The organism is Bradyrhizobium macuxiense, from assembly GCF_001542415.1.
Classification (GTDB): domain Bacteria; phylum Pseudomonadota; class Alphaproteobacteria; order Rhizobiales; family Xanthobacteraceae; genus Bradyrhizobium; species Bradyrhizobium macuxiense.
In genome coordinates this window covers 1-20,196 of sequence record NZ_LNCU01000003.1, presented here as the reverse complement: position 1 = coordinate 20,196, position 20,196 = coordinate 1, and the positions used below count along the sequence as shown (strand labels likewise).

Here is a 20,196-nt window from a genome sequence, read left to right as displayed (position 1 = left end):
CGCCTGAACACAGGCGACCTCAACTGGCGGGCGGCGACAACGGCCACTACCCGTCCTCCTGATATAGCAAGGCCAAGAAACCGGTGAGGCCGCCCACAACGACAGGCAACCACGCCGCAGCGATGGGATGCATCAACTCAGCCTTGCTCAAATCCTCAGTTACTTTCGACAGCACGTAGAGCAGAAACCCTGCACCCACGCCACTCAAAACCATCTTCTGCACGCCGCCCATCCGGAAGAAGCGAAGGCTCACAGAAGCCGCCAACATCACCATCGCAGCCAGCAAAAATGGCTGTGCGATGAGCTTGTGATACTGCAAGCGATAGCCGGCGGTCGCAAACCCAGAGCTCTCCGACGAACGGATGTAGTCCGGTAGTTGCCAAAAGGACACAGTTTCGGGGGTCGAAAAACTGTTGCGGACCTGCGCCGGGGTGAGGGTGGTCGCGAGGTAGAGGGTGTCCTGATCCACCGGAGGCTTGTCGAGGGTGTATCGGCGTACCCCTTTGAACACCCAACGCCCCTCTTCGAGATTCGCTTCGCGGGCTTCGATTCGCTCCTTGAACTGCAGCTCGGTATCGAATCGGAATACGGTAAGGCCGGTCAGCCGCACACCCTGCTGTTCGCTGCGGGCCGCGTTGATGATCGCCTGACCTTCGTTGTTGATCTGGTTGAGCCAGAAGCCGGACGCGTCCTGAATGCCACCACCCGGTGCCGAGCCGAACAGCTCGGCTTCCATCCGTTTGGAGATCTCGCGCAGATTCGCCGACATCGGATTGTAGGCGGTGGTGGCGAGGATCCCGAGCAGGATCGCGCTGGCGAGGGCAGGCGAGATGAATTGCCAGGCCGAGACACCGGCTGCGCGCGCCACGACCAGCTCCAGCCTGCGCGACAACGCCAGGTAGCAGGTCATCGCGCCGATCAGCACGCAGAACGGCATCAGCTTCTCGAGTAGCTGCGGCACGCGGAATAGCGAGGTCTCTGCAACGGTGATCGCGGAGACGTCGACCAGCCCCGACGTCTTGCGCACCATCTCGATGTAATCGACCAGCACCAGGAGCACGAAGATGCTCACGAACACGCCGACGGCCGAGATCACGAAGCGGCCCGCGAAGTACCGCCCGAGTGTATTTGTGACCATGCTCATGCGGTCACCGGTCGCCGGAAGAAGCGCGCGATGCGCTCGTTATTCCTGTTGATGGCCTCCATCAGGGCTGCCGGCGGCTCGACGACAATGCCGCCGACGATCATCCAGATGCCCACACCGATACCGGCGAACAGCATCAGGTACTGAACGAGTGCGGCCCACGGCGTCTTCACCGTTAGGACAGAGCAGGCGAAGCCGATCATGCGCAGGCCGAACACGGCGAATACCGAGCCGCCGATCGAGAAATTGCGGCTCTGGCGCGTGGTCCGTGGCGCACCGAGGAATGCGAAGGTGAGCGCGGCGAAGGCGAACGGATAGATCGGCGCCATGAAGCGATCATGCAGCTCGGCGCGGAACTGGCCGGGGATCTGCTTGTAGACCGGGTCGTCCTCGGAGGGCGAGATCAACTCCCAGAGATAGCGCTCGCGGATGCCGAGCGTGACGTCACGACCCTGGTTGGAGAATTTCGACATGTCGAAAGCGTAGCGCTGGAACGCCACCAGCGCCGGATCGCGCTTGCCGACCTCGAATCGCTCGAGATTGCCGTCCTCCAGCACCAGATACGAGCCGTTCTCGTTCTTCAGCACGGTGCCGTGGTCGGCAATGATGGTGACGCGCTCCTGCGGATCGCGGCGATCGTCGACGAAGATGCCGCCGAGCACGCCGCCCGGCAGACGTTCTCGGATGCGGATCGTGAGATTCTGGTCGAGCTGGGCGAAACGGCCCGGCTGCAGGATGTTGGTCAGCACGTCGGCGGTAATCTCGGCGTCCCATTGCTTGATGCGCCGCATGCCGTCGGGTGCGAGATAGGCGCCGATGAAGGCGACCAGCGCCGCCACCACGCAGGTGGCATAGAAGAATGGATAGAACAGCCGGAACGGCGAGAAGCCCGCCGCGTTCATCACGATGATTTCGGAGTCGGTCGCGAGCTTGTTCAGGGTGTGCGAGATCGCGATCATCAGCGCGATCGGGGCGATGATCAGGACGAGCGCCGGGATCACGAGCCCGGTGATGCCGAGGAAGGTGAGGATGGTCTGACCCTGGCTCGTCATCAGGTCGATGCCGCGCAACGCCTGCGTAATCCAGATCACGCCGGTGAGGCTGACCAGGACAAGCGCAAACGACGCGAGCGTCGTCTTGAAAATGTACTTGTCGATCGACCCCATTCGCTTACCGCACGATCCCCCAGGCGCGCCCAAACGCACGGTTTTCGACCAACCCCGTCAAACGGGTTCCCCTATGGTCGAGCCGCAAATCCGTCTGGCCTCACACTGTCACTACCATCCCTTTGATCCGTCAACAAAATGGCCGCGCCAAGGCACCCTTAACATATGGTTAATTAATCCTGCTTGTGGCCTTCCAGCCACTCCGGCGCTTGGCAGCGGCGTGGCCGGCAGGCCATAGTGTCGTCCAACCCGGTCCGGATCACTTCGGACCGAATCTTCAACCTGTGTCTCAAGTGCCTCAGGGCCGCTTCAGGTCCCAAGCAACACCCTGAATTCTGGAGGATTTTCCTATGTCCGACGCCGTCAAGGTCGGCTTTGTCCCGTTCTCCGCGCCCGCCCGCGGCATTGTGGTCGCCTTTTGCGACGAGCAATTGAAGCTGGGAACGGCGACACGGAAGGCGCTGGGGGCAGCCGCTGAGACGGTGAAGCGCGCCGCCGCCGCCAACCAGTTCAAGGGCAAAAGCGGCGCCGCGCTGGACATCCTGGCGCCGGAAGGAATCAAGGCCGACCGGCTGATTGTGATCGGCACCGGCAAGCCGTCCGAGCTCAAGGAGAAGGATCTTCTCAAATTCGGCGGTGTCGCGGCGGGCAGGCTCAACGCCGGCAGCAGCGCGATGACTGTCATCGCCGAATTGCCCGAGGAGGCGATGTCGGCGGACCAGGCGGCCGCGATTGCGACCGGCATCCGGCTGCGCGTCTACAGGTTCGACCGCTACAAGACCAAGAAGAAGGACGGCGAGAACGGCCCCGCGCGCGCCGACGTCTCGATCGCCGTCGCCGATGTCGCGGCGGCGAAAAAGGCCTTTGCGCCGAGCTCATCCATTGTTGACGGCGTGAACCTGGCGCGCGAGCTCGTCAACGAGCCGCCCAACGTACTTTATCCCGAGCAGTTCGCGCGCCGCGCCAGCCAGCTCCGCAAGCTCGGGGTCACCGTCGAGGTGCTCGACGTCAAGGCGATGACCAAGCTCGGCATGGGGGCGCTGCTCGGCGTCGGGCAGGGGTCGTCGCGGCCCAGCCGCACCGTGATCATGCGCTGGAACGGCGGCAAGAAGAGCGATGCACCGGTCGCGTTCGTCGGCAAGGGCGTCTGCTTCGATACCGGCGGCATCTCCATCAAGTCGGCCGGCGGCATGGAGGATATGAAGGGTGATATGGGCGGCGCGGCTTGCGTGGTCGGGTTGATGCATGCACTCGCGGCGCGCAAGGCGCGCGTCAACGCGGTCGGCGCCATCGGCCTCGTCGAGAACATGCCCGACGGCAACGCCCAGCGTCCCGGCGATATCGTCACCTCGATGTCCGGCCAGACCATCGAGATCATCAATACCGACGCCGAGGGGCGTCTCGTGCTGGCCGACGTGCTCTGGTACGTCGCCAAGAAGTGCAAACCGAAATTCATGGTCGACCTTGCGACCCTGACCGGCGCGATCATGGTCGCGCTCGGCACCGATCACGCCGGCATGTTCTCCAATAATGATGAGCTCGCCGAACGCCTGAGCAAGGTCGGGCTCGAGACCGGTGAGAAAGTCTGGCGCATGCCGCTCGGTCCTGAATACGACAAGCAGATCGACTCGCAGTTCGCCGACATGAAGAACACCGGCGGGCGCAATGGCGGCTCGATCACCGCTGCGCAATTCCTGCAGCGCTTCGTCGACGGCACGCCGTGGGCGCATCTCGATATCGCGGGCACCGCGATGGGGGCGCCGAAGACGGAGATCAACCAGAGCTGGGGATCGGGCTACGGCGTGCGCCTGCTCGAACGCCTCGTCTCGGAGTATTACGAATCGAGGAAGTGAGGCGACTGGTCGCATGACCGAGGTCCTCTTCTACCATCTGCAGAACATGACGCTGGAAAGCGTGTTGCCGCCGCTGCTCGAGAAGTCGCTCGAGCGCGGCTGGCGCGTGGTCGTGCAATCGACATCGCCGGAGCGCGCCGAGACGCTCGACGCGCATCTGTGGACCTACAGCGACGATTCGTTCCTGCCGCACGCGATCTGGCGTGTCGCCGATGCGCAGGACCAGCCGATCATCCTGTCGATCGAGGAGGGCAATCCGAACCGGGCCAATGTCCGGTTCCTGATCGACAATGCGGCGCTGCCGGCCGACTGCGACAGCTACGAGCGGTTGGTCCTCGTGTTCAACGGCGACGATCCCGACGCGCTGGCTGCAGCGCGTGAGAGCTGGACCGCTTGTAAAGGGCGGGGCTTCGAGGTCACTTACTGGCAGGCCGACGAACGGGGGCGCTGGCAGCGGCGCCAATAGCGGTATCAAGCAATTAATGATAATTCGAGGTTTCCTGCGGCGAGCCATGGTCATGCCGCAAAGTGATGTTCGGACAACCTCTTACGCAGAGGGGCGGGAGCTTTGTCGATCGTGCGGGACGGAACATTCAGTCGGAAATCGTTGCTGGCGCTTCTGGTCCTCGCGCCTGGCTTAGCCGGCTGCTCGAGCACGTCCGACCTGTTCTCGCGCGACGCGGACTGGTTCTCGCGTCCCGGCCGGTTGTTCATTCGCAACATCTCGATCGATGCGCCGCCGCTGACGCCCGATAGACCGATCACCAATGATGATCTCGTCAGCGCCGACGGGGGATGTCCGGGCATGGCGCCGCCACCCGGCGCCGCCGATGCGAACGCGCTTGCGGATGGCACCAATGGCAACGCCAATGCTGCGCCGCCGCCTCAGCCGACCGGTGGCAAGGTCTCTCTCGGCCACACCGAGTGCGACGTCGTGCGCGGCATCGGGGCGCCCGACAGCGTCAACCTCTCCAGCGGTCCGGGCGGCGAGCGTGTTGCGGTCGTGACCTGGGCGCGCGGCCCGCGCGCCGGCATCTACACGTTCACGGCCGGACGGCTGACATCGGTCGAGCGCGGCCCGGATCCGGCCCCGGAGCCGAAGGTCGCGAAGCCAAGGAAGAAGCCGAAGAAGCACGCGGCAACCTCGAACGGTTGAACCGCAATCCGGCGACGGATTCGTGATTCCTGCTTCGAGTTTCCAACAGAGCCACGCCGAATGAAACGAGCGCTGCGACGCTTCGTCGCGAGCTAGCTGGTCGCCTCGTCATGCTCGGCACTCGCCTCCAGCCATTCTTCCTCGGCGCGCTGCAACGCGCTTTCGGCGCCGGCGCGCGCCTTGGCGAGCTGCGCCGCCTGCTTGGGATCGCGCGTGAAGATGTCGGGCAGCGCGAGCGCCGTATCGATCTTGGCGATGATGCCGTTGATGCGCTCGATCTCGGCCTCTGCTTGCGCGATTCGCTGCTTCGGCGGGGCGCGCCTTTCGCTCCTGCCGCGCTCGGGCCTTGCGACCTCCTTGATGCGCTCGCGTGACGCCGGCCGGCCGTCGTTCGCCGCCAGGATCATCCTTCGGTATTCGTCGAGATCGCCGTCATAGGCTGTCACGGTCTGGTCGGCGACGACCCACAATCGATCGGCGCAGGCCTCGATCAGATAGCGGTCGTGCGAGACCATCATGACGGCGCCGGGGAAATCGTTGATCGCTTCCGCAAGCGCCGCGCGGCTGTCGATGTCGAGATGGTTGGTCGGTTCGTCCAGAATGATCATGTTCGGACCGTAGAAGGTCGCGAGCCCGAGCAGCAGCCGCGCCTTCTCGCCGCCCGACAGGCTCTTCACCAGCGTGTCGCCGGCCTTGCCGGAAAAGCCGATCGCACCGACGCGGCCGCGCACCTTGCTCTCGGGCGCATCGGGCATCAGCTTGCGGATGTGGTCATAGGGCGAGGCGTCGAGATTGAGCTCATCGACCTGATGCTGGGCGAAGTAGCCGACCGAGAGCTTGTCCGCCCGAATGATCCTTCCCGAGAACGGCGCGAGCTTGCCGGCAAGCAGCTTGACCAGCGTCGACTTGCCGTTGCCGTTGGCGCCGAGCAGCGCAATGCGGTCATCGGTGTCGATGCGCAGCGTCACGCGATTGAGGACCGGCTTGCCCGGCTCGTAGCCGACCGAGACATCATCGACCGCGATGATCGGCGGCGATAACAGCTTCTCGGGCTCCGGGAAGGTGATCTCGCGGACATCCTGGGTCACCAGCGCCGTGACCGGCTTCATCCGCTCCAGCATCTTCACGCGCGACTGCGCCTGCCGGGCCTTCGAGGCCTTGGCCTTGAAGCGGTCGACGAAGGCCTGCAGCCGCTTGCGCTCGTCGGCCTGCCGCTTGGCGTGCTTGGCATCGAGCAATTCGCGCGCGGCGCGCTGCTCCTCGAACGAGGAGTAGGTGCCCTTGTAGAGCGTGAGCTTGCCGCGATCGAGGTGCAGGATCTGATCGACCGAGGTGTCGAGCAGGTCGCGGTCGTGGCTGATCACGATCACCGTGCGCGGATAATTGGCGAGGTGATTCTCCAGCCACAGCGTGCCTTCGAGATCGAGGTAGTTGGTCGGTTCGTCGAGCAGCAGCAGATCGGGCGCCGAGAACAGCGTCGCCGCCAGCGCGACGCGCATCCGCCAGCCACCGGAGAATTCCGCGCAGGGTCGTGCCTGATCGGCCGTCGAGAATCCGAGACCACCGAGAATCGCCGCGGCGCGCGCGGGAGCCGAATGCGCGTCGATGTCGACCAGCCGCGTCTGGATCTCGGCAATCCGATGCGGGTCGTGCGCCGTTTCAGCCTCGCGCAGCAGCGCATCGCGCTCGAGATCGGCCTTGAGCACGACGCTGATCAGGCTTTCCGGCCCGTCGGGTGCTTCCTGCGCAAGGCTGCCGATGCGCCAGCGCGGCGGCAGCGCGATGCTGCCGCTCTCGGTCGGGATATCGCCGCGAATGGCATGAAACAGCGTCGACTTGCCGACGCCGTTGCGGCCGACAAAGCCAACGCGCGCGCCCGGCACGATCTGCACGGAACTGTGATCGATCAACAGCCGTCCGGCGATCCGGATCGAAATGTCGGTGATGGAAAGCATGCAGCGTTGTCACCGGACCCGCTGCCAAACGCAACCCGTCAATTCTGAAAAATCCGTCCGGGTTACCTCTCGAAAACGGCATTTCGGCCTATTTGTCGGCCGAGCAACGTCTAATGATGATCGTTCTCCCGTCGATCCAGTTCGTCGACGAGCTGCTGCAAGCGGGACGAGAGCGATGGCTCCGGACGCATGCTTTGCTGGAGCCGTTCACCTACGGCATCGCAGATGTAACGGCATGTCTTGTGATCAATCTGTTCGAAATCGCTTTTGGTCTGTGTGGTCGTCGTCATGGCATATCTCTTGGCGAGTTCCACCTCGCTGGTTCGTGTCAAATTCGTGCCATAACAAGTCGCGACCCCGGATTTGGTTTCCGGCCGTCCGAACCGTTGCGCACTCATCCTGAGGTAGAGGGGCGCACGGCGAGGGGTTCCGGCCGGGCAAGAAAAAGGCCCCGGCAGGTGCCGGAGCCTTGCAAGTCAGGGGAGGTAATAGGTCAGGTCAATAGCAGCGGTTGACCAGGCGCCAGCGGGGGCCCCACGGGGTCGGCACCACGCGTCGGACATAGCAGCCGCCGCCGTAGCCGTACCCGTAATAGCCGCCATAATAGGCAGGACCGCCGACGACGACGCGGGGACCCCACCAACCGCGGTGCCAGCCGCCATGCCATCCCCCGTGCCAGCCGCCGTGCCAACCACCACCCCAGGCAGAGGCGGAGGTCGGGGCCAGCGCGGCCGCGCCCAGCGAAAGCGCGGCAACTGCAGCAAGCGAGAGTTTGCGTAACATGATCGTCTCCTCGAGGTTTGGGCGCGCATAAGGCGCCCGCGGTGACATCGTTTCCCGAGACGTCCTGTGAGGCTTGCGGATGGGCCGGCAAGGCAAGGCGTCCGATCGGAGGAGAGCCTAGGCGGGCGGAGCTGAATGGCAGCCGCACGACCGTGACAGATTGGGTTCACGTTCGTGAAATCGTCGTAACTTGTCAGGGTTAGGGGCCGGCTGACGAGCCCCTGGCATGACGGTTTTCCTCACGAGAACGAGTCAAAACTAATGGCTAACGCGTCACAGGGTCGCTTGCCGTCACTGCATCCCGCCGATATAAGCCCCGGCAACTCCCAGCCACCCTTTGCAAGGACGAAATCATGGCGATTGAACGCACCTTTTCGATTATCAAGCCCGATGCCACCGAGCGCAACCTGACTGGTGCGGTCAACGCGGTGATCGAGAAGGCAGGCCTGCGGATCGTGGCGCAGAAGCGCATCCGCATGACCCGCGGCCAGGCCGAGACTTTCTACGCTGTCCACAAGGCGCGCCCGTTCTTCGGCGAGCTGGTCGACTTCATGACCTCGGGTCCGGTGGTGGTCCAGGTGTTGGAAGGCGAGGGCGCCATCCTTAAATATCGCGATGTGATGGGCGCGACCGATCCGTCGAAGGCCGCCGAAGGTACGATCCGCAAGCTCTACGCGAAGTCGATCGGCGAGAATTCGGTGCACGGCTCGGACGCGCCGGAGACCGCGGTGGTCGAGATCACACAGTTCTTCTCCGGCAACGAAATCGTCGGCTAACGCCGATCCGGATGAAGTAGGGCATCGGTCCGCGGAAGAGGCCGTGCCCGATTAGACTCGGGGAGCGGCGAGCGATCGCCGCAAGGGGCGGCCGCGAGGCCGAAAAGGACGCGCTGTGGACTGGCTGTGGCAGATCTTTGATCCCGCGCAAATTGGTGCGTTCTTCACCGAGTTCAAGAACGAGATGGCGACGGCGACCTTCTGGGTCGCGGTCGGCAAGATTATCTGGATCAACGTCCTGCTGTCGGGCGACAACGCGCTCGTCATCGCGCTCGCCTGCCGCGGCCTGGCGCCGCGTCAGCGCCTGTGGGGCATGATCCTCGGCGCCGCTGCGGCGGTGCTGTTGCGCGTCATCTTCACCGGCATCGTCGCCAGCCTGATGGGGCTGCCCTATCTGAAGCTCGTCGGCGGGCTCGCGCTGATCGTGATCGCGGCCAAGCTCCTGGTGCCGGAGCAGGAGGACGAGGACAGCGTCGATGCGGCCTCGCATCTGTGGGCTGCTGTGCAGATCGTCGTCGTCGCTGACATCGTGATGAGCCTCGACAACGTGATCGCGGTGGCGGCTGCCGCCAACGGCAGCGTGCCGCTCCTGGTGCTGGGGCTTGCGATCAGCGTTCCTCTGATCGTTGCCGGCGCAGCGCTGATCATGGCGCTGCTCAACAAGCTGCCGATTTTGATCTGGGCCGGTGCAGCACTGCTCGGCTGGATCGCGGGCGACGTCATCGCGACCGATCCGGCCGTGCATCCGAGGTTGGATACGCTGTTTGCCGGACCGCTCGGCGCCAGGCTCGATTCGTGGCTGGCCTCGATCGGGATGGCGCCGCAATTCACCCATGGCGGCAGCGGCGGCGAGATACTGCTCGCCGTGCTCGGCATCATCGTGGTGTTGATCGCGGGATCGATCTGGCGCGGCCGCTCGCTGCGGAAGGTGAAGCGTTCCGCAGAGGCGGCCTGAGCAGCGTCGTTTAACGGCGCACGATCGAACCGGATCGTCCGACCAATCGCGCCAACTGCCTGAAGCGGCTGCCGACGCGATCAGCGACCAGATCTACCATCCTGTGCTCGAACACCAGCATCAACTTGCGGCCCTGGGTGCGGAAATGCGTTGCCGGCAGCACGCCGGTACGGGCCGCCGTGATCAGATGCGCGACGCGGAACGCCGCGCCGAGCACGCGGGCGCGCTCGTCCATCGCGGGCGTCACCAGTTCGCGGATCTGCTCCGGCGGTTCGTTTTCCTCGCTCAGGCCGGCATAGCGATAGAACACCGAGAGCGCGATGAAGGCGCGTCCTTGATGCGTGATCGAGCCGAAATTGCCGTTCATGATCAGGCTGAGGGTTTCCTCGCCGCGATGATCGGGGTGTACGCGCCAGCCGATGTCGGAGAGCAGGCAGGCGACGTGGCGCAGCCGGCGGTCCTCCTCGTTCTCGCGGAGCTTTACCACGCGCACCAGCCGGTCGGTCCAGGCGGTCAGTTCCTGGGCGTGGCGGGCCGAACGTGACAGCAGTTCGTTGAGGTCTTGCGCGGCGCAGGCGAGGCCGTCCTTGGCGCGCTCGGCCGGCGGCAGCATCTCGTACAACAGGCCCTCGCGCACGCCGAAGGTGGAGAACACGATGGTCTTCGGCTGCGCCACGCGGATGATGTATTCGAGCACGAGCGCGGCATAGGTCAGCAGCGGCCGGCGTGCGTCGGCGACGGCTTCGATATTGGCGAGCATGTTGGTGGCCGCGAGCCGCCGCAGCCGCTGTGCGAAATCGAGCGCGTCGGCCGCCGGGATCGAATAGCCGTGCATCACCTTGAGCGGATAGCCGCTCTGGATGATGTGGATGCGCGCCAGCGCACGCCAGGTGCCGCCGACCGCGTAGAAGGTGCGGCCACGGCCGGCCTTGAGTTGCGCAACGCCGAGCAGCTCGTTCTTGACGATGCGCTCGGCGCGCTTGAGCGATTTGTGCGAGAGATCCTGCAGCGCGAGGCTGCCGAGCGGCAGCGTCACGCCGCTGCGCACGCGATTGCCCTTGACGTCGATCAGTTCGAGCGAGCCGCCGCCGAGATCGCCGACGATGCCGTTCGGATTGTGCACGCCGGAGACGACGCCGAGCGCCGACAATTTTGCTTCGCGCGGTCCGGAAAGAATTTCGATCTTCGCGCCGCAGATGCGTTCGGCCTTGGCGATGAAGTCAGGACCGTTCTTGGCGTCGCGGCAGGCCGCGGTCGCGATCGCGTAGACGCGGCTGACCTGCTGGATCCTGCACAGCGCGCGAAAGCGGCGAAGCGCCGTGAGCGCCTTATTGACCGCATCGGTCGCGAGCAGGCCGGTGGTCTGAACCTCGCGGCCGAGTCCGCACAGCGCCTTCTCGTTGAAGATGGTGACGAGGCTACGCGCCATCGCCTCGTAGACTACGAGACGAACCGAGTTCGAACCGATATCGATGACAGCGACGCTGGAAGCGCGCTTCCGCGGCCGCTTCACCGTGAAGCCCCCTTATGACGACGATGGCTGCTGACGTTCGTTACGACGCGTGAGCCGGCGCGGCGAAGATTCCTTGAGAGACTTACCACGGCCGGACAGACTCGGATTTGTCATGAAGTAGTTGTGCAGGTTGAAAGGCTCTTCGCCTTTCGCGGCTTTCATACGCGTTGACGATCCATCCGGCAACAATTGCCAGCTCTGCTCGTTGTCCTTCAGGTTCGCAACCATGATCTGTTCGAGAACCTGCTGATGCACCGTCGGATTTTGCAGCGGACAGAGAACTTCGACGCGACGATCGAGGTTGCGCGGCATCATGTCGGCGGACGAGATATACACAGCAGCTTTTGTGCTCGGCAGGCCTTGCCCCATGCCGAAGCAGTAGATTCGGCCGTGTTCCAGGAACCGGCCGATCACCGATTTGACGCGGATGTTCTCCGACAATCCGGGCAGACCGGGCCGCAGACAGCAGATGCCGCGCACGACGAGCTCGATCGAGACGCCGGCCTGCGAGGCTTCGTACAGTGCGTCGATGATGTCAGGGTCGACCAGCGCGTTCATCTTCATCCAGATCGCACCGGGCCGTCCGTGCTGGACGTGAGTGATCTCGCCGTGGATATGCTCGATGATGCGATTGCGCAGCGTCAGCGGCGACACCGCCATCTTTTCGATGTCGCTCGGCTCGGCGTAGCCCGTGATGTAGTTGAACACGCGCGCGACGTCGCGGCCGATGATCGGGTCCGAGGTGAAGTAGGAGAGGTCGGTGTAGATGCGCGCGGTGACCGGATGATAGTTGCCGGTGCCGGTGTGCACATAGGTCGTGAGGCTGCCGGCTTCGCGGCGTACCACCATCGAGAGCTTGGCGTGCGTCTTCAGTTCGATGAAGCCGTACACCACCTGCACGCCGGCGCGCTCAAGGTCGCGCGCCCAGCGGATGTTGGCTTCCTCGTCGAAGCGCGCCTTCAGTTCGATCAGCGCCGTCACCGACTTGCCGGCTTCGGCGGCTTCCGCGAGCGCGCGCACGATCGGCGAGTTGTTCGATGTGCGATAGAGCGTCTGCTTGATCGCGACGACATCAGGGTCGCGCGCAGCCTGCTGCAGGAACTGCACGACGACGTCGAAGGATTCATAGGGGTGATGGACCACGAGGTCCTTCTGCCTGATGGCAGCGAAGATGTCGCCGCCATGGTCGCGCACGCGCTCGGGATGGCGCGGGACGTAAGGCGTGAATTCGAGGTCGGGGCGATCGAGGCGCGTGAGCTGCGAGAGTTCGTTCATCGCAAGCACGCCGTCGACCATGAACACCTCGTCGTCGGCGGCCGACAATGCGTGCTGCACAAAGCTGCGCAGCTCCTCCGGCATCTTGGCTTCGATCTCGAGGCGGATCACCGATCCGCGCCGGCGGCGCTTGAGCGCGGTCTCGAACAGGCGGACGAGGTCTTCGGCCTCTTCCTCGATTTCGAGTTCGGAGTCGCGGATGATCCGAAACGCGCCCTGGCCCTTGACGGTGTAGCCGGGGAACAGTCGGCCGATGAACAGGCCTGTGGCCTGTTCCAGGGTGATCAGGCGCGCAGGACCGCCTTCCTTGCCGGCGGGCAAGCGGATGAAACGGTCGATCTTGCCAGGCATGCGGATCAACGCGTTCATCGGCTTGCCGTCGGCGATCCGCGATAGCTGCAGGGCCACGGTGAAGCCGAGATTCGGGATGAACGGGAACGGATGCGCCGGGTCGATCGCCAGCGGCGTCAGCAGCGGGAAGATGTTGTGGAGGAAATGATCCTCGATCCACGCGCGCTCTGACTTGGTGACGTCGCGCCCGTCGACGAGCTGGATGCCGACGTCGGACAGGATGTTGCGGAGGTCGCTCCAGATCGCCTGCTGATCGGAGGCCAGCTGCGACACGGTCTTGTTGATCAGGACGAGTTGCTCTGACGGGGTGAGACCGTCGGGACTGCGCTCCGGGATGCCTTCGCGGACCTGCGCCTTGATGCCGGCGACGCGGACCATGAAGAACTCGTCGAGGTTATTCGCCGAAATCGACAGAAACCGGACGCGCTCAAGCACAGGATGGCCGGGGTTGACCGACTCCTCTAGCACCCGGCGATTGAAATGCAGCCAGGAGAGTTCGCGATTGATGAATCGCTCCGGGCTGGTCGCGATCGCGGGGACCGCGGCTACGTCCGTCTCTTTGTCTTTTATTTCAATGGCTTGCGTGGAGTCCATAAAGTGTCGATCCAATCCGGGGCGGGGGCCAGAGGCGGTCTAGCCGAGAGCCGCACAAACCATGTGATATTGCGATGACGTTTCGATGACATTGATGTTCCCGCCGCCTTCGCCGTCAAGCGGGTGGGTGCCGTTCAAGCATCACGCAACAACTCCGCGGCCAGCGCCCGGGTGACCGGCCGGCCCAGTCGCAGGGCCTCGGTATCCAACAGCTCGACCGCCTGCCGGACGGCGGCATAGGAGCGCTCGATCCGGCTGGTCAGGTAGGTCACGAGCGGTTCGTCGATGCTCATCTGGCGGTCGGTGCAGAACTTCACGATCAGGCCGCGGAACAGCTGATCGTCCGGTGGCAGCAGCGTCACGGTCGGCGCCGCGCGCAGCCGTGAACGCAGGTCACGCAATTCGATCTCGAAGGCCAACGGCGGAACGCGCGCCGTGATCAGCACGAAGGCGTCGTCCTGGCGCGCGAGATTCATCAGGTGGAACATCGCCCGCTCGTCGAAATCCGACGGCCTCAGATCCTCGACGACCAGCGCGCCGGTCGCCAGTGCGCCGGGCACCGCATCCGCGGTCAGCGCATGCGCCGAGGTCGAGCGCGCGCCGGCATGCTCGGCCCAGATCGCGGCGAGGTGGCTCTTGCCGGAGCCTTCCGGCCCGACCAGCAGCATGATGCGGTTCGGCCAGTCGGGCCAGCTGTCGATCAGCGCCAGCGCCGCCTCGTTGGCCGGCCCCTCGAGGAAGTCGTCACGCGTCAGCCTCTCCTCGTGCGGCAACGCCAGGGCCAATTGACGAGGTTGAACGCCACCTGTCACACAAATCTCCAAACCAGGCTATCGGGCTTCGATCGTGCTCATGTGTCGCACCCACTCCACGAGATAGAGGGACACCGAACCCAAAGTAAAGATCGTGACCAATCCCATCAGGATCAGGTCGTAGGGATGCGGCTCGAAGCCGAAGCCGAGCGAGGCGAGCACCAGCGCCGCGAACGCGACCTGCGCCACCGTATTGAGCTTCGACACCATCAGCGGCTTCATCTCAACCGGCTTGTCGAACAACCATGACACAATCACGGCGGACACGATCATGATGTCGCGCGACACGACGAGGATCACGAGCCAGCGCGGCATCGCGCCCCAGATCCCCAGCGCGACATAGATCGACACCAGAAGCGCCTTGTCGGCGAGCGGATCGAGCAGGGCGCCGAGCTCGCTCGTCATGTTGAAGCGTTTGGCGAGAAAGCCGTCGACCGCGTCCGAGACGCCGGCGATCACGAAGATCGCAAAGGCGATCTCCATCTGGCTGGAGACGATGGCCCAGACGATCACCGGCACCAGGATGATGCGGGCGAGGGTGATGATGTTCGGAATACTCAACTTGGTCGCTTCCCGGCTAGAAGCCTGATTTTACTCATTATCCGGTTCTTGGCAGCAGCGGACGCGTGTTATCTACATAGTATCGCGGCAGCATTGCCGCGAGCCATTGCGCGGGGGCGGAATTCCTCGTAACCAGCCCCTAATCATCTGGAATTGGGCATGACCGAGCGCAAAAACGGGCTCACTTACGCGGATTCGGGCGTCGACATCGATGCCGGCAATCGTCTGGTCGATCTGATCAAGCCGATGGTGCGGGCGACCGCACGCGCCGGCGCGGACGCCGAGATCGGCGGCTTCGGCGGCTTGTTCGATCTCAAGGCCGCCGGCTTCAAGGATCCAGTGCTGGTGGCGGCGACCGACGGCGTCGGCACCAAGCTCAAGATCGCGATCGACACCGGCATCCACGACGGGATCGGCATCGACCTGGTGGCGATGTCGGTCAACGACCTCGTCGTGCAGGGCGCGGAACCGCTGTTCTTCCTCGACTATTTCGCCTGCGGCAAGCTTCGCCCCGAGGCCACGGCCGCCATCGTCGCCGGGATCGCCGAGGGCTGCCGGGAATCCGGCTGCGCGCTGATCGGGGGCGAGACCGCCGAGATGCCCGGCCTCTACAAGGACGGCGACTACGACCTCGGCGGCTTTGCCGTCGGCGCGGCCGAGCGCGGCACTCTGCTGCCGACAGCCGATATCGCCGCCGGTGATGCGGTGATCGGGCTGGCCTCCTCGGGCGTGCACTCCAACGGCTATTCGCTGGTGCGCAAGATCGTCGAGCAATCCGGTCTCGCCTACGATGCGCCGGCGCCGTTCTCGCCGGTGATGACGCTCGGCGCGGCGCTGCTGACGCCGACGCGGCTCTACGTGAAATCCTGCCTGCGGGCGATCCGCGAGACCGATGCGGTGAAGGGCCTCGCCCATATCACCGGCGGCGGCTTCACCGACAACATCCCGCGCGTGCTGCCCAAGCATCTCGGTGTGGGCATCAATCTGGCGCGGCTGCCGGTGCTGCCGGTGTTCAAATGGCTGGCGGAGCAGGGCGGCATCGCCGAACTCGAGCTGCTGCGCACCTTCAACTGCGGCATCGGCATGATCGCGATCGTCAAGGCTGACGCGGTCGATCGGGTGACCGAGGTCTTCACCGACAGCGGCGAGACCGTGGCCGTGCTCGGCGAGGTGATCGAGGCCAAGGGCGAGCACCGCGTGATCTACAACGGTCATCTCAATCTCTCGCAATGAAGCGTCGCGTCGCCATCCTGATCTCCGGCCGCGGCTCCAACATGGCCGCGCTGATCGACGCCGCCAAGGCGCCGGACTTCCCGGCCGAGATCGCGGTCGTGATTTCCAATCGCGCCGATGCGCCGGGGCTGGAACGGGCGGCCGCGAGCGGCATTGCGACTGTCGTCATTCCAAGCAAGCCGTTCGGCAAGGATCGCGCCGGCTTCGAGGCGGTGCTGCAGCAGGCGCTCGACGACAAGCAGGTCGAGCTGATCTGCCTCGGCGGCTTCATGCGGCTGTTCACCGCCGATTTCGCGCGGCGCTGGTACGGCCGGATGCTCAACATCCACCCGTCGCTGCTGCCATGCTTCCCCGGTCTTGATCCCCACGGCCAGGCGTTGCGCGCGGGCGTGAAACTCTCCGGGGCGACGGTGCATTTCGTGATTCCGGAGACCGACGCAGGTCCGATCGTGATGCAGGGTGCGGTCACCGTGGCCGATGACGATACGCCCGAGACGCTCGCTGCGCGCGTCATCACGATCGAGCATCGCATCTATCCCGAGGCGCTGCGACTGCTGGCGAGCGGCCGGCTGGAGCTCGACGGCGATCGCTGCAAGACGCTGGGAAGCGCCGCGTCTGGTGGCACGCTGATCGCGCCGGGAAATTGAGACGCGCTTGCGCAGATAAAGAAATCCCCCGGGGTGATGCGGCCGGGGGAGGCGTCAGGACGGCTTGCGCCGGCGTTCAGTTGACCTTGAGATTTTCCGCTGACGACTTGCCGCGGTTCTCCACCAGATCGTACTCGACGGTCTGATTTTCGTTGAGCGTTGAGAGCCCCGCACGCTCGACTGCCGAGATGTGGACGAACACGTCCTTGTCTCCGACGGCCGGCTTGATGAACCCGTAACCCTTGGTCGGGTTGAACCACTTGACGGTACCCTTCGGCATCGCCTCTCTCCCAGTCTAGATACAAAAAAGACGCGGCCGTGTTTTGCACGTGCCACGCCACAAACGGGCTTCCCGGTGTCTGTTCAATTGCCGAGTCTTCAAGTCCGGAATCTTCAAGTGCGCAGTCTTGTCTCTCGAAGCCTTGGATCTCAACGTCGCGAAACGCACAGTCGAACGGCCGCGATCCGATTGCTAGGGGATTGCAACACGAAAATTGTGCGTTAGCAAGCATTCCCAGCGCCGGGGCAGTTTCGCATGACGCAACTGCGGCCTGTGTCTGCCCAGACAACAACGCGGTGCGTTCGGCCACTGGCCGACAGGTGGAGGCGTTGCCGCGCCCGGCGCAGCAGGGCCTTCCGGGCGCACCCTTACCCCCGGTCGACCCGCACCACGCGGCCCTTGTCGATCGCGAGCGCGACCTGGCCGTGCTTCAGCTTCAGCGCCGCTTCGCCGAACAATTCGCGGCGCCAGCCGTGCAGGGCGCCGACCTCGGCCTGATCGCTGGCCGCGATCTGCTCGAGATCGTCGACGGTTGCGATCACCTTGCTCGCGACCCCGTGGCGTTCCGACGTCATGCGCAGCAGCACTTTCAACAGCTCGACGGTGGCGGCGCCGTTGGCGTTGTTGCGAGGTTTTTCCAGCTTGGGCAGCGAGGCCTGGTCGCGCGCCAGTCCGCGCTGCACGGCAGCAATGATATCGGCGCCCCATTTCGAGCGCTCAAAACCCTTCGGCAGCGAGCGCAGATTGGCGAGCTTCTCGATCGAGGTCGGCGCGTGCGTTGCGATATCGCCGACCGCATCGTCCTTGAGCACACGCGAGCGCGGCACGTCGCGGCTCTGCGCTTCCTGCTCGCGCCAGGCCGCGACCTCGATCAGAACAGCCAGTTCCCGCGGCTTGCGCACGCGGGTCTTGAGCCGCTCCCAGGCGCGCTCGGGGTGGAAATCGTAGGTCTTCGGCGAGGTCAGGATCTCCATCTCCTCGCTGACCCAGTCGCTGCGGCCGCGCTTCTTCAGATCGGCATCGAGCACCGCGAAGACTTCGCGCAGATGGGTGACATCGGAGACCGCGTAGGTGACCTGCTCGCTGGTCAGCGGACGGCGCGACCAGTCGGTGAAGCGGTGGGTCTTGTCGGGGCGGTGGCCGGTGACGCGATCGACCAGCTGGTCGTAGGCGATGCTGTCACCGTAGCCGAGCACCATGGCGGCAACCTGGGTATCGAAGATCGGATGCGGAATGGTGCCGGAGAGGTGCCAGACGATCTCGATGTCCTGCCGCGCGGCGTGAAATACTTTCAGCACCGCTTCGTTCGACATCAGATCGAAGAACGGCTTGAGATCGATGCCCGGCGCCAGCGCGTCGATCACGACAGCTTCCTCCGCGCTCGCCATCTGCACGACGCAGAGCAGCGGGTAATAGGTCGTCTCTCGCAGGAACTCGGTATCGACGGTGATGACCTTGTGTTTGGCGAGGCGGTCGCAGACGGCCGCAAGTTCGGAGGTGGTGGTAATCAGATCCATGAAGTGTCCATGACGCTTGACACCACGCGTTCTGCCGAAAGGGCAGCTATGTCAAGGGTCTTGCTGGGGTTCTGGCCCTGCGCGGGGCGAAGAACGCGCGATTTTGAGCTTGATCTGGTGCGATTCAAGGGTGTTTCCGACCTGGGTAGGCCAATGGGAGTGCGCTGGCACCCCAATTTTCGGAAGTCGTTCCGGCCTGGTGCGCAATTGCGCACGGGGGGGGACCGCATCGTTGTAGGCGGGACACTTCAGATGTCGTCCTGGCGTTCGCCAGGACGACATCGCGTGTGCTGGCACGGCCGGTGAGGCATTCATCAACGTTCTCGCGGCGCGATGCGTCCGAGGCTTGTTGCATCTTCGCCGCTCCGAAAGCAGAGGGCGCAGGGAAAGCCGGGTGCCGATCGCACCCATGGGCCCTGTGCAATGAAAAAAGCACAGGGGTAGGACCACAGGTGTAACCGGAGCAATCCCGGCTTTCCCTGCGCGATGGTTTACGGCTTATACGTACTCTCCCCGGTGAGACTGGGCTTGCTTGTCACCGCTGTTGCAAGACTCAAATTGCGTCTTGCAACGGACACCTGCCACAGCTAGGGCGTCAGGCCTGCACGATTTCGCCGTCCGCCTCATGCGCACTCGTCAGTTGCGCAATCGGCGTCCACCGCATCTCACCGCAACACTCGTGACGATCGCGACGCGCCCCTCAATCGGGTGAGACGGGTCATTCATACATCGAACTGCGTTTCTGATAAACAGAAATATTTTTGCGCGAGGGGCTTGCGCCGGGTCCCGTCCGGAAGTTGGTTGGAATTGAGGGTGGCGTAGTCTCCGGGGTGATCAAACCTCGAATCAGCCGGCGTTGGAACGCCGGATCGGAGACCACGCCATGATCAGCGATATCACGAAGACGGATGTGCCGCAGGACGGCGGCGAGACGGCTCCCCAGCTTTTCGATGATTGGTTTGATCCGATCGAAGGAGCGGTACGGGAACGGGTACGAGAGTTCATCGAGGAATTGATCCGGGACGAACTGGACACGCTGCTTGCGCGACCGCGCTACGAACACAGGAAGGCTGACCAGGAGGAAGCCTCCACCGCCGTCACAGGCCACCGACACGGCAGCCGAACGCGGTCGCTGACCGGCAGCTTCGGTCCCGTCGAGATCGCGGTACCGCGTGCCCGGCTGGATAGCCCCGATGGCACGACGAGGGAGTGGAAGAGCCATCGGCTGCGGGCCTACCAGCGGCGTACGTTGGCGGCCGATGCATTAATCGCCAATGTTTACCTGTCCGGCACCAACACGCGCCGTGTCCGTCGGGCGCTGGGCGCGCTGTTCGCGGGCAGCGTCGGCAAGGACACGGTGAGCCGGGTCTGGCGCAAGGTGAAGAGCGACTGGGACGCCTGGAATGCCCGCTCGTTGGCTGAGGAGCCGATCGTGCGGCTGATCCTCGACGGCACCGTGGTTCGGGTTCGGCTCGACCGCAAGGCGACCGCGATCTCGCTGCTTGTCGTGATCGGGGTTCGCGCGGATGGCCAGAAGATACTGCTGTCGATCAAGAGTATGGGCGGCGAGAGCACCGCAGCCTGGCGGGCCGTGCTCGACGATCTCGTCCGTCGTGATCTGCGGC

Annotated in this window: 19 protein-coding genes; 8 read left to right on the top strand and 11 right to left on the bottom strand. The window is 64.3% G+C overall.

What is annotated here, in order from left to right; genetic code table 11:
* Positions 1-46 precede the first annotated feature (46 nt).
* Both lptG and lptF read right to left on the bottom strand, forming a co-directional pair.
* On the bottom strand, positions 47-1,144 hold the full coding sequence (gene lptG / locus AS156_RS00220; protein WP_066498430.1) for an LPS export ABC transporter permease LptG: 1,098 nt from the start codon (positions 1,142-1,144) through the stop codon (positions 47-49).
* Positions 1,141-2,310, bottom strand: a complete 1,170-nt coding sequence (lptF, locus tag AS156_RS00215; protein WP_066498427.1) for an LPS export ABC transporter permease LptF — start codon at positions 2,308-2,310, stop codon at positions 1,141-1,143. Before lptF ends, lptG begins: the two co-directional genes overlap by 4 nt.
* A gap of 350 nt (positions 2,311-2,660) precedes the next feature.
* Between lptF and AS156_RS00210 the strand changes: the two genes are divergently transcribed.
* The 3 genes from AS156_RS00210 (at position 2,661) to AS156_RS00200 (ending at position 5,319) form a co-directional block, all read left to right on the top strand.
* Entirely contained in the window at positions 2,661-4,163 is a 1,503-nt protein-coding gene (locus AS156_RS00210; protein WP_066498422.1) for a leucyl aminopeptidase, read from the top strand.
* A 13-nt stretch (positions 4,164-4,176) separates the two neighbouring features.
* The gene (locus AS156_RS00205) at positions 4,177-4,629 is read left to right on the top strand and encodes a DNA polymerase III subunit chi (protein ID WP_066498421.1); all 453 of its coding nucleotides are present in this window, start codon (positions 4,177-4,179) and stop codon (positions 4,627-4,629) included.
* Positions 4,630-4,731: 102 nt separating this feature from the next.
* The gene (locus AS156_RS00200) at positions 4,732-5,319 is read left to right on the top strand and encodes a hypothetical protein (protein WP_066498419.1); all 588 of its coding nucleotides are present in this window, start codon (positions 4,732-4,734) and stop codon (positions 5,317-5,319) included.
* 92 nt (positions 5,320-5,411) lie between these two features.
* Here the strand turns inward: AS156_RS00200 and AS156_RS00195 are convergent, their stop codons facing one another.
* The 3 genes from AS156_RS00195 to AS156_RS00185 form a co-directional block, all read right to left on the bottom strand.
* Complete coding sequence (locus AS156_RS00195; RefSeq protein ID WP_066498416.1) at positions 5,412-7,274, bottom strand: ABC-F family ATP-binding cassette domain-containing protein; 1,863 nt, start codon at positions 7,272-7,274, stop codon at positions 5,412-5,414.
* A gap of 110 nt (positions 7,275-7,384) precedes the next feature.
* Positions 7,385-7,564: a hypothetical protein gene (locus AS156_RS00190; protein ID WP_066498581.1), complete on the bottom strand. Its 180-nt coding sequence runs from the start codon at positions 7,562-7,564 to the stop codon at positions 7,385-7,387.
* 208 nt (positions 7,565-7,772) lie between these two features.
* Entirely contained in the window at positions 7,773-8,057 is a 285-nt protein-coding gene (locus AS156_RS00185) for a sulfur globule protein precursor (RefSeq protein WP_066498579.1), read from the bottom strand.
* 353 nt (positions 8,058-8,410) lie between these two features.
* Here AS156_RS00185 and ndk point away from each other — a divergent pair, with 353 nt between their 5' ends.
* Positions 8,411-8,833 (top strand): nucleoside-diphosphate kinase, encoded by a 423-nt coding sequence (gene ndk / locus AS156_RS00180; RefSeq protein ID WP_066498412.1) that lies wholly within the window; start codon positions 8,411-8,413, stop codon positions 8,831-8,833.
* A gap of 115 nt (positions 8,834-8,948) precedes the next feature.
* Positions 8,949-9,788, top strand: a complete 840-nt coding sequence (locus AS156_RS00175) for a TerC family protein (RefSeq protein WP_066498410.1) — start codon at positions 8,949-8,951, stop codon at positions 9,786-9,788.
* Positions 9,789-9,798: 10 nt separating this feature from the next.
* Here AS156_RS00175 and ppx read toward each other — a convergent pair whose 3' ends face one another.
* The 4 genes from ppx to AS156_RS00155 all read right to left on the bottom strand — a co-directional run bounded on the left by ppx (position 9,799) and on the right by AS156_RS00155 (position 14,894).
* The gene (ppx, locus tag AS156_RS00170) at positions 9,799-11,301 is read right to left on the bottom strand and encodes an exopolyphosphatase (protein WP_066498404.1); all 1,503 of its coding nucleotides are present in this window, start codon (positions 11,299-11,301) and stop codon (positions 9,799-9,801) included.
* Positions 11,302-11,313: 12 nt separating this feature from the next.
* Positions 11,314-13,521 (bottom strand): RNA degradosome polyphosphate kinase, encoded by a 2,208-nt coding sequence (locus AS156_RS00165; RefSeq protein WP_066498398.1) that lies wholly within the window; start codon positions 13,519-13,521, stop codon positions 11,314-11,316.
* 134 nt (positions 13,522-13,655) lie between these two features.
* Positions 13,656-14,333, bottom strand: a complete 678-nt coding sequence (locus tag AS156_RS00160) for a P-loop NTPase family protein (RefSeq protein WP_066498397.1) — start codon at positions 14,331-14,333, stop codon at positions 13,656-13,658.
* 18 nt (positions 14,334-14,351) lie between these two features.
* On the bottom strand, positions 14,352-14,894 hold the full coding sequence (locus tag AS156_RS00155; protein ID WP_066498393.1) for a CDP-alcohol phosphatidyltransferase family protein: 543 nt from the start codon (positions 14,892-14,894) through the stop codon (positions 14,352-14,354).
* A 159-nt stretch (positions 14,895-15,053) separates the two neighbouring features.
* On the opposite strand from AS156_RS00155, the gene purM reads away from it, so the two are divergent.
* Both purM and purN read left to right on the top strand, forming a co-directional pair.
* Entirely contained in the window at positions 15,054-16,127 is a 1,074-nt protein-coding gene (gene purM, locus AS156_RS00150; protein WP_066498387.1) for a phosphoribosylformylglycinamidine cyclo-ligase, read from the top strand.
* The gene (gene purN, locus AS156_RS00145; RefSeq protein ID WP_066498382.1) at positions 16,124-16,774 is read left to right on the top strand and encodes a phosphoribosylglycinamide formyltransferase; all 651 of its coding nucleotides are present in this window, start codon (positions 16,124-16,126) and stop codon (positions 16,772-16,774) included. The genes purM and purN overlap by 4 nt, the downstream gene beginning before the upstream one ends.
* 76 nt (positions 16,775-16,850) lie before the next feature.
* Here the strand turns inward: purN and AS156_RS00140 are convergent, their stop codons facing one another.
* Both AS156_RS00140 and rnd read right to left on the bottom strand, forming a co-directional pair.
* Positions 16,851-17,054 carry a cold-shock protein gene (locus AS156_RS00140; RefSeq protein WP_066498380.1) on the bottom strand — a complete coding sequence of 68 codons (204 nt, stop codon included), beginning with the start codon at positions 17,052-17,054 and terminating at the stop codon, positions 16,851-16,853.
* A 368-nt stretch (positions 17,055-17,422) separates the two neighbouring features.
* Complete coding sequence (rnd, locus tag AS156_RS00135) at positions 17,423-18,571, bottom strand: ribonuclease D (RefSeq protein ID WP_066498374.1); 1,149 nt, start codon at positions 18,569-18,571, stop codon at positions 17,423-17,425.
* An 883-nt stretch (positions 18,572-19,454) separates the two neighbouring features.
* Between rnd and AS156_RS00130 the strand changes: the two genes are divergently transcribed.
* Positions 19,455-20,196 (top strand): transposase (locus AS156_RS00130; RefSeq protein WP_201455975.1); only part of this gene is annotated, 742 nt, incomplete at its 3' end.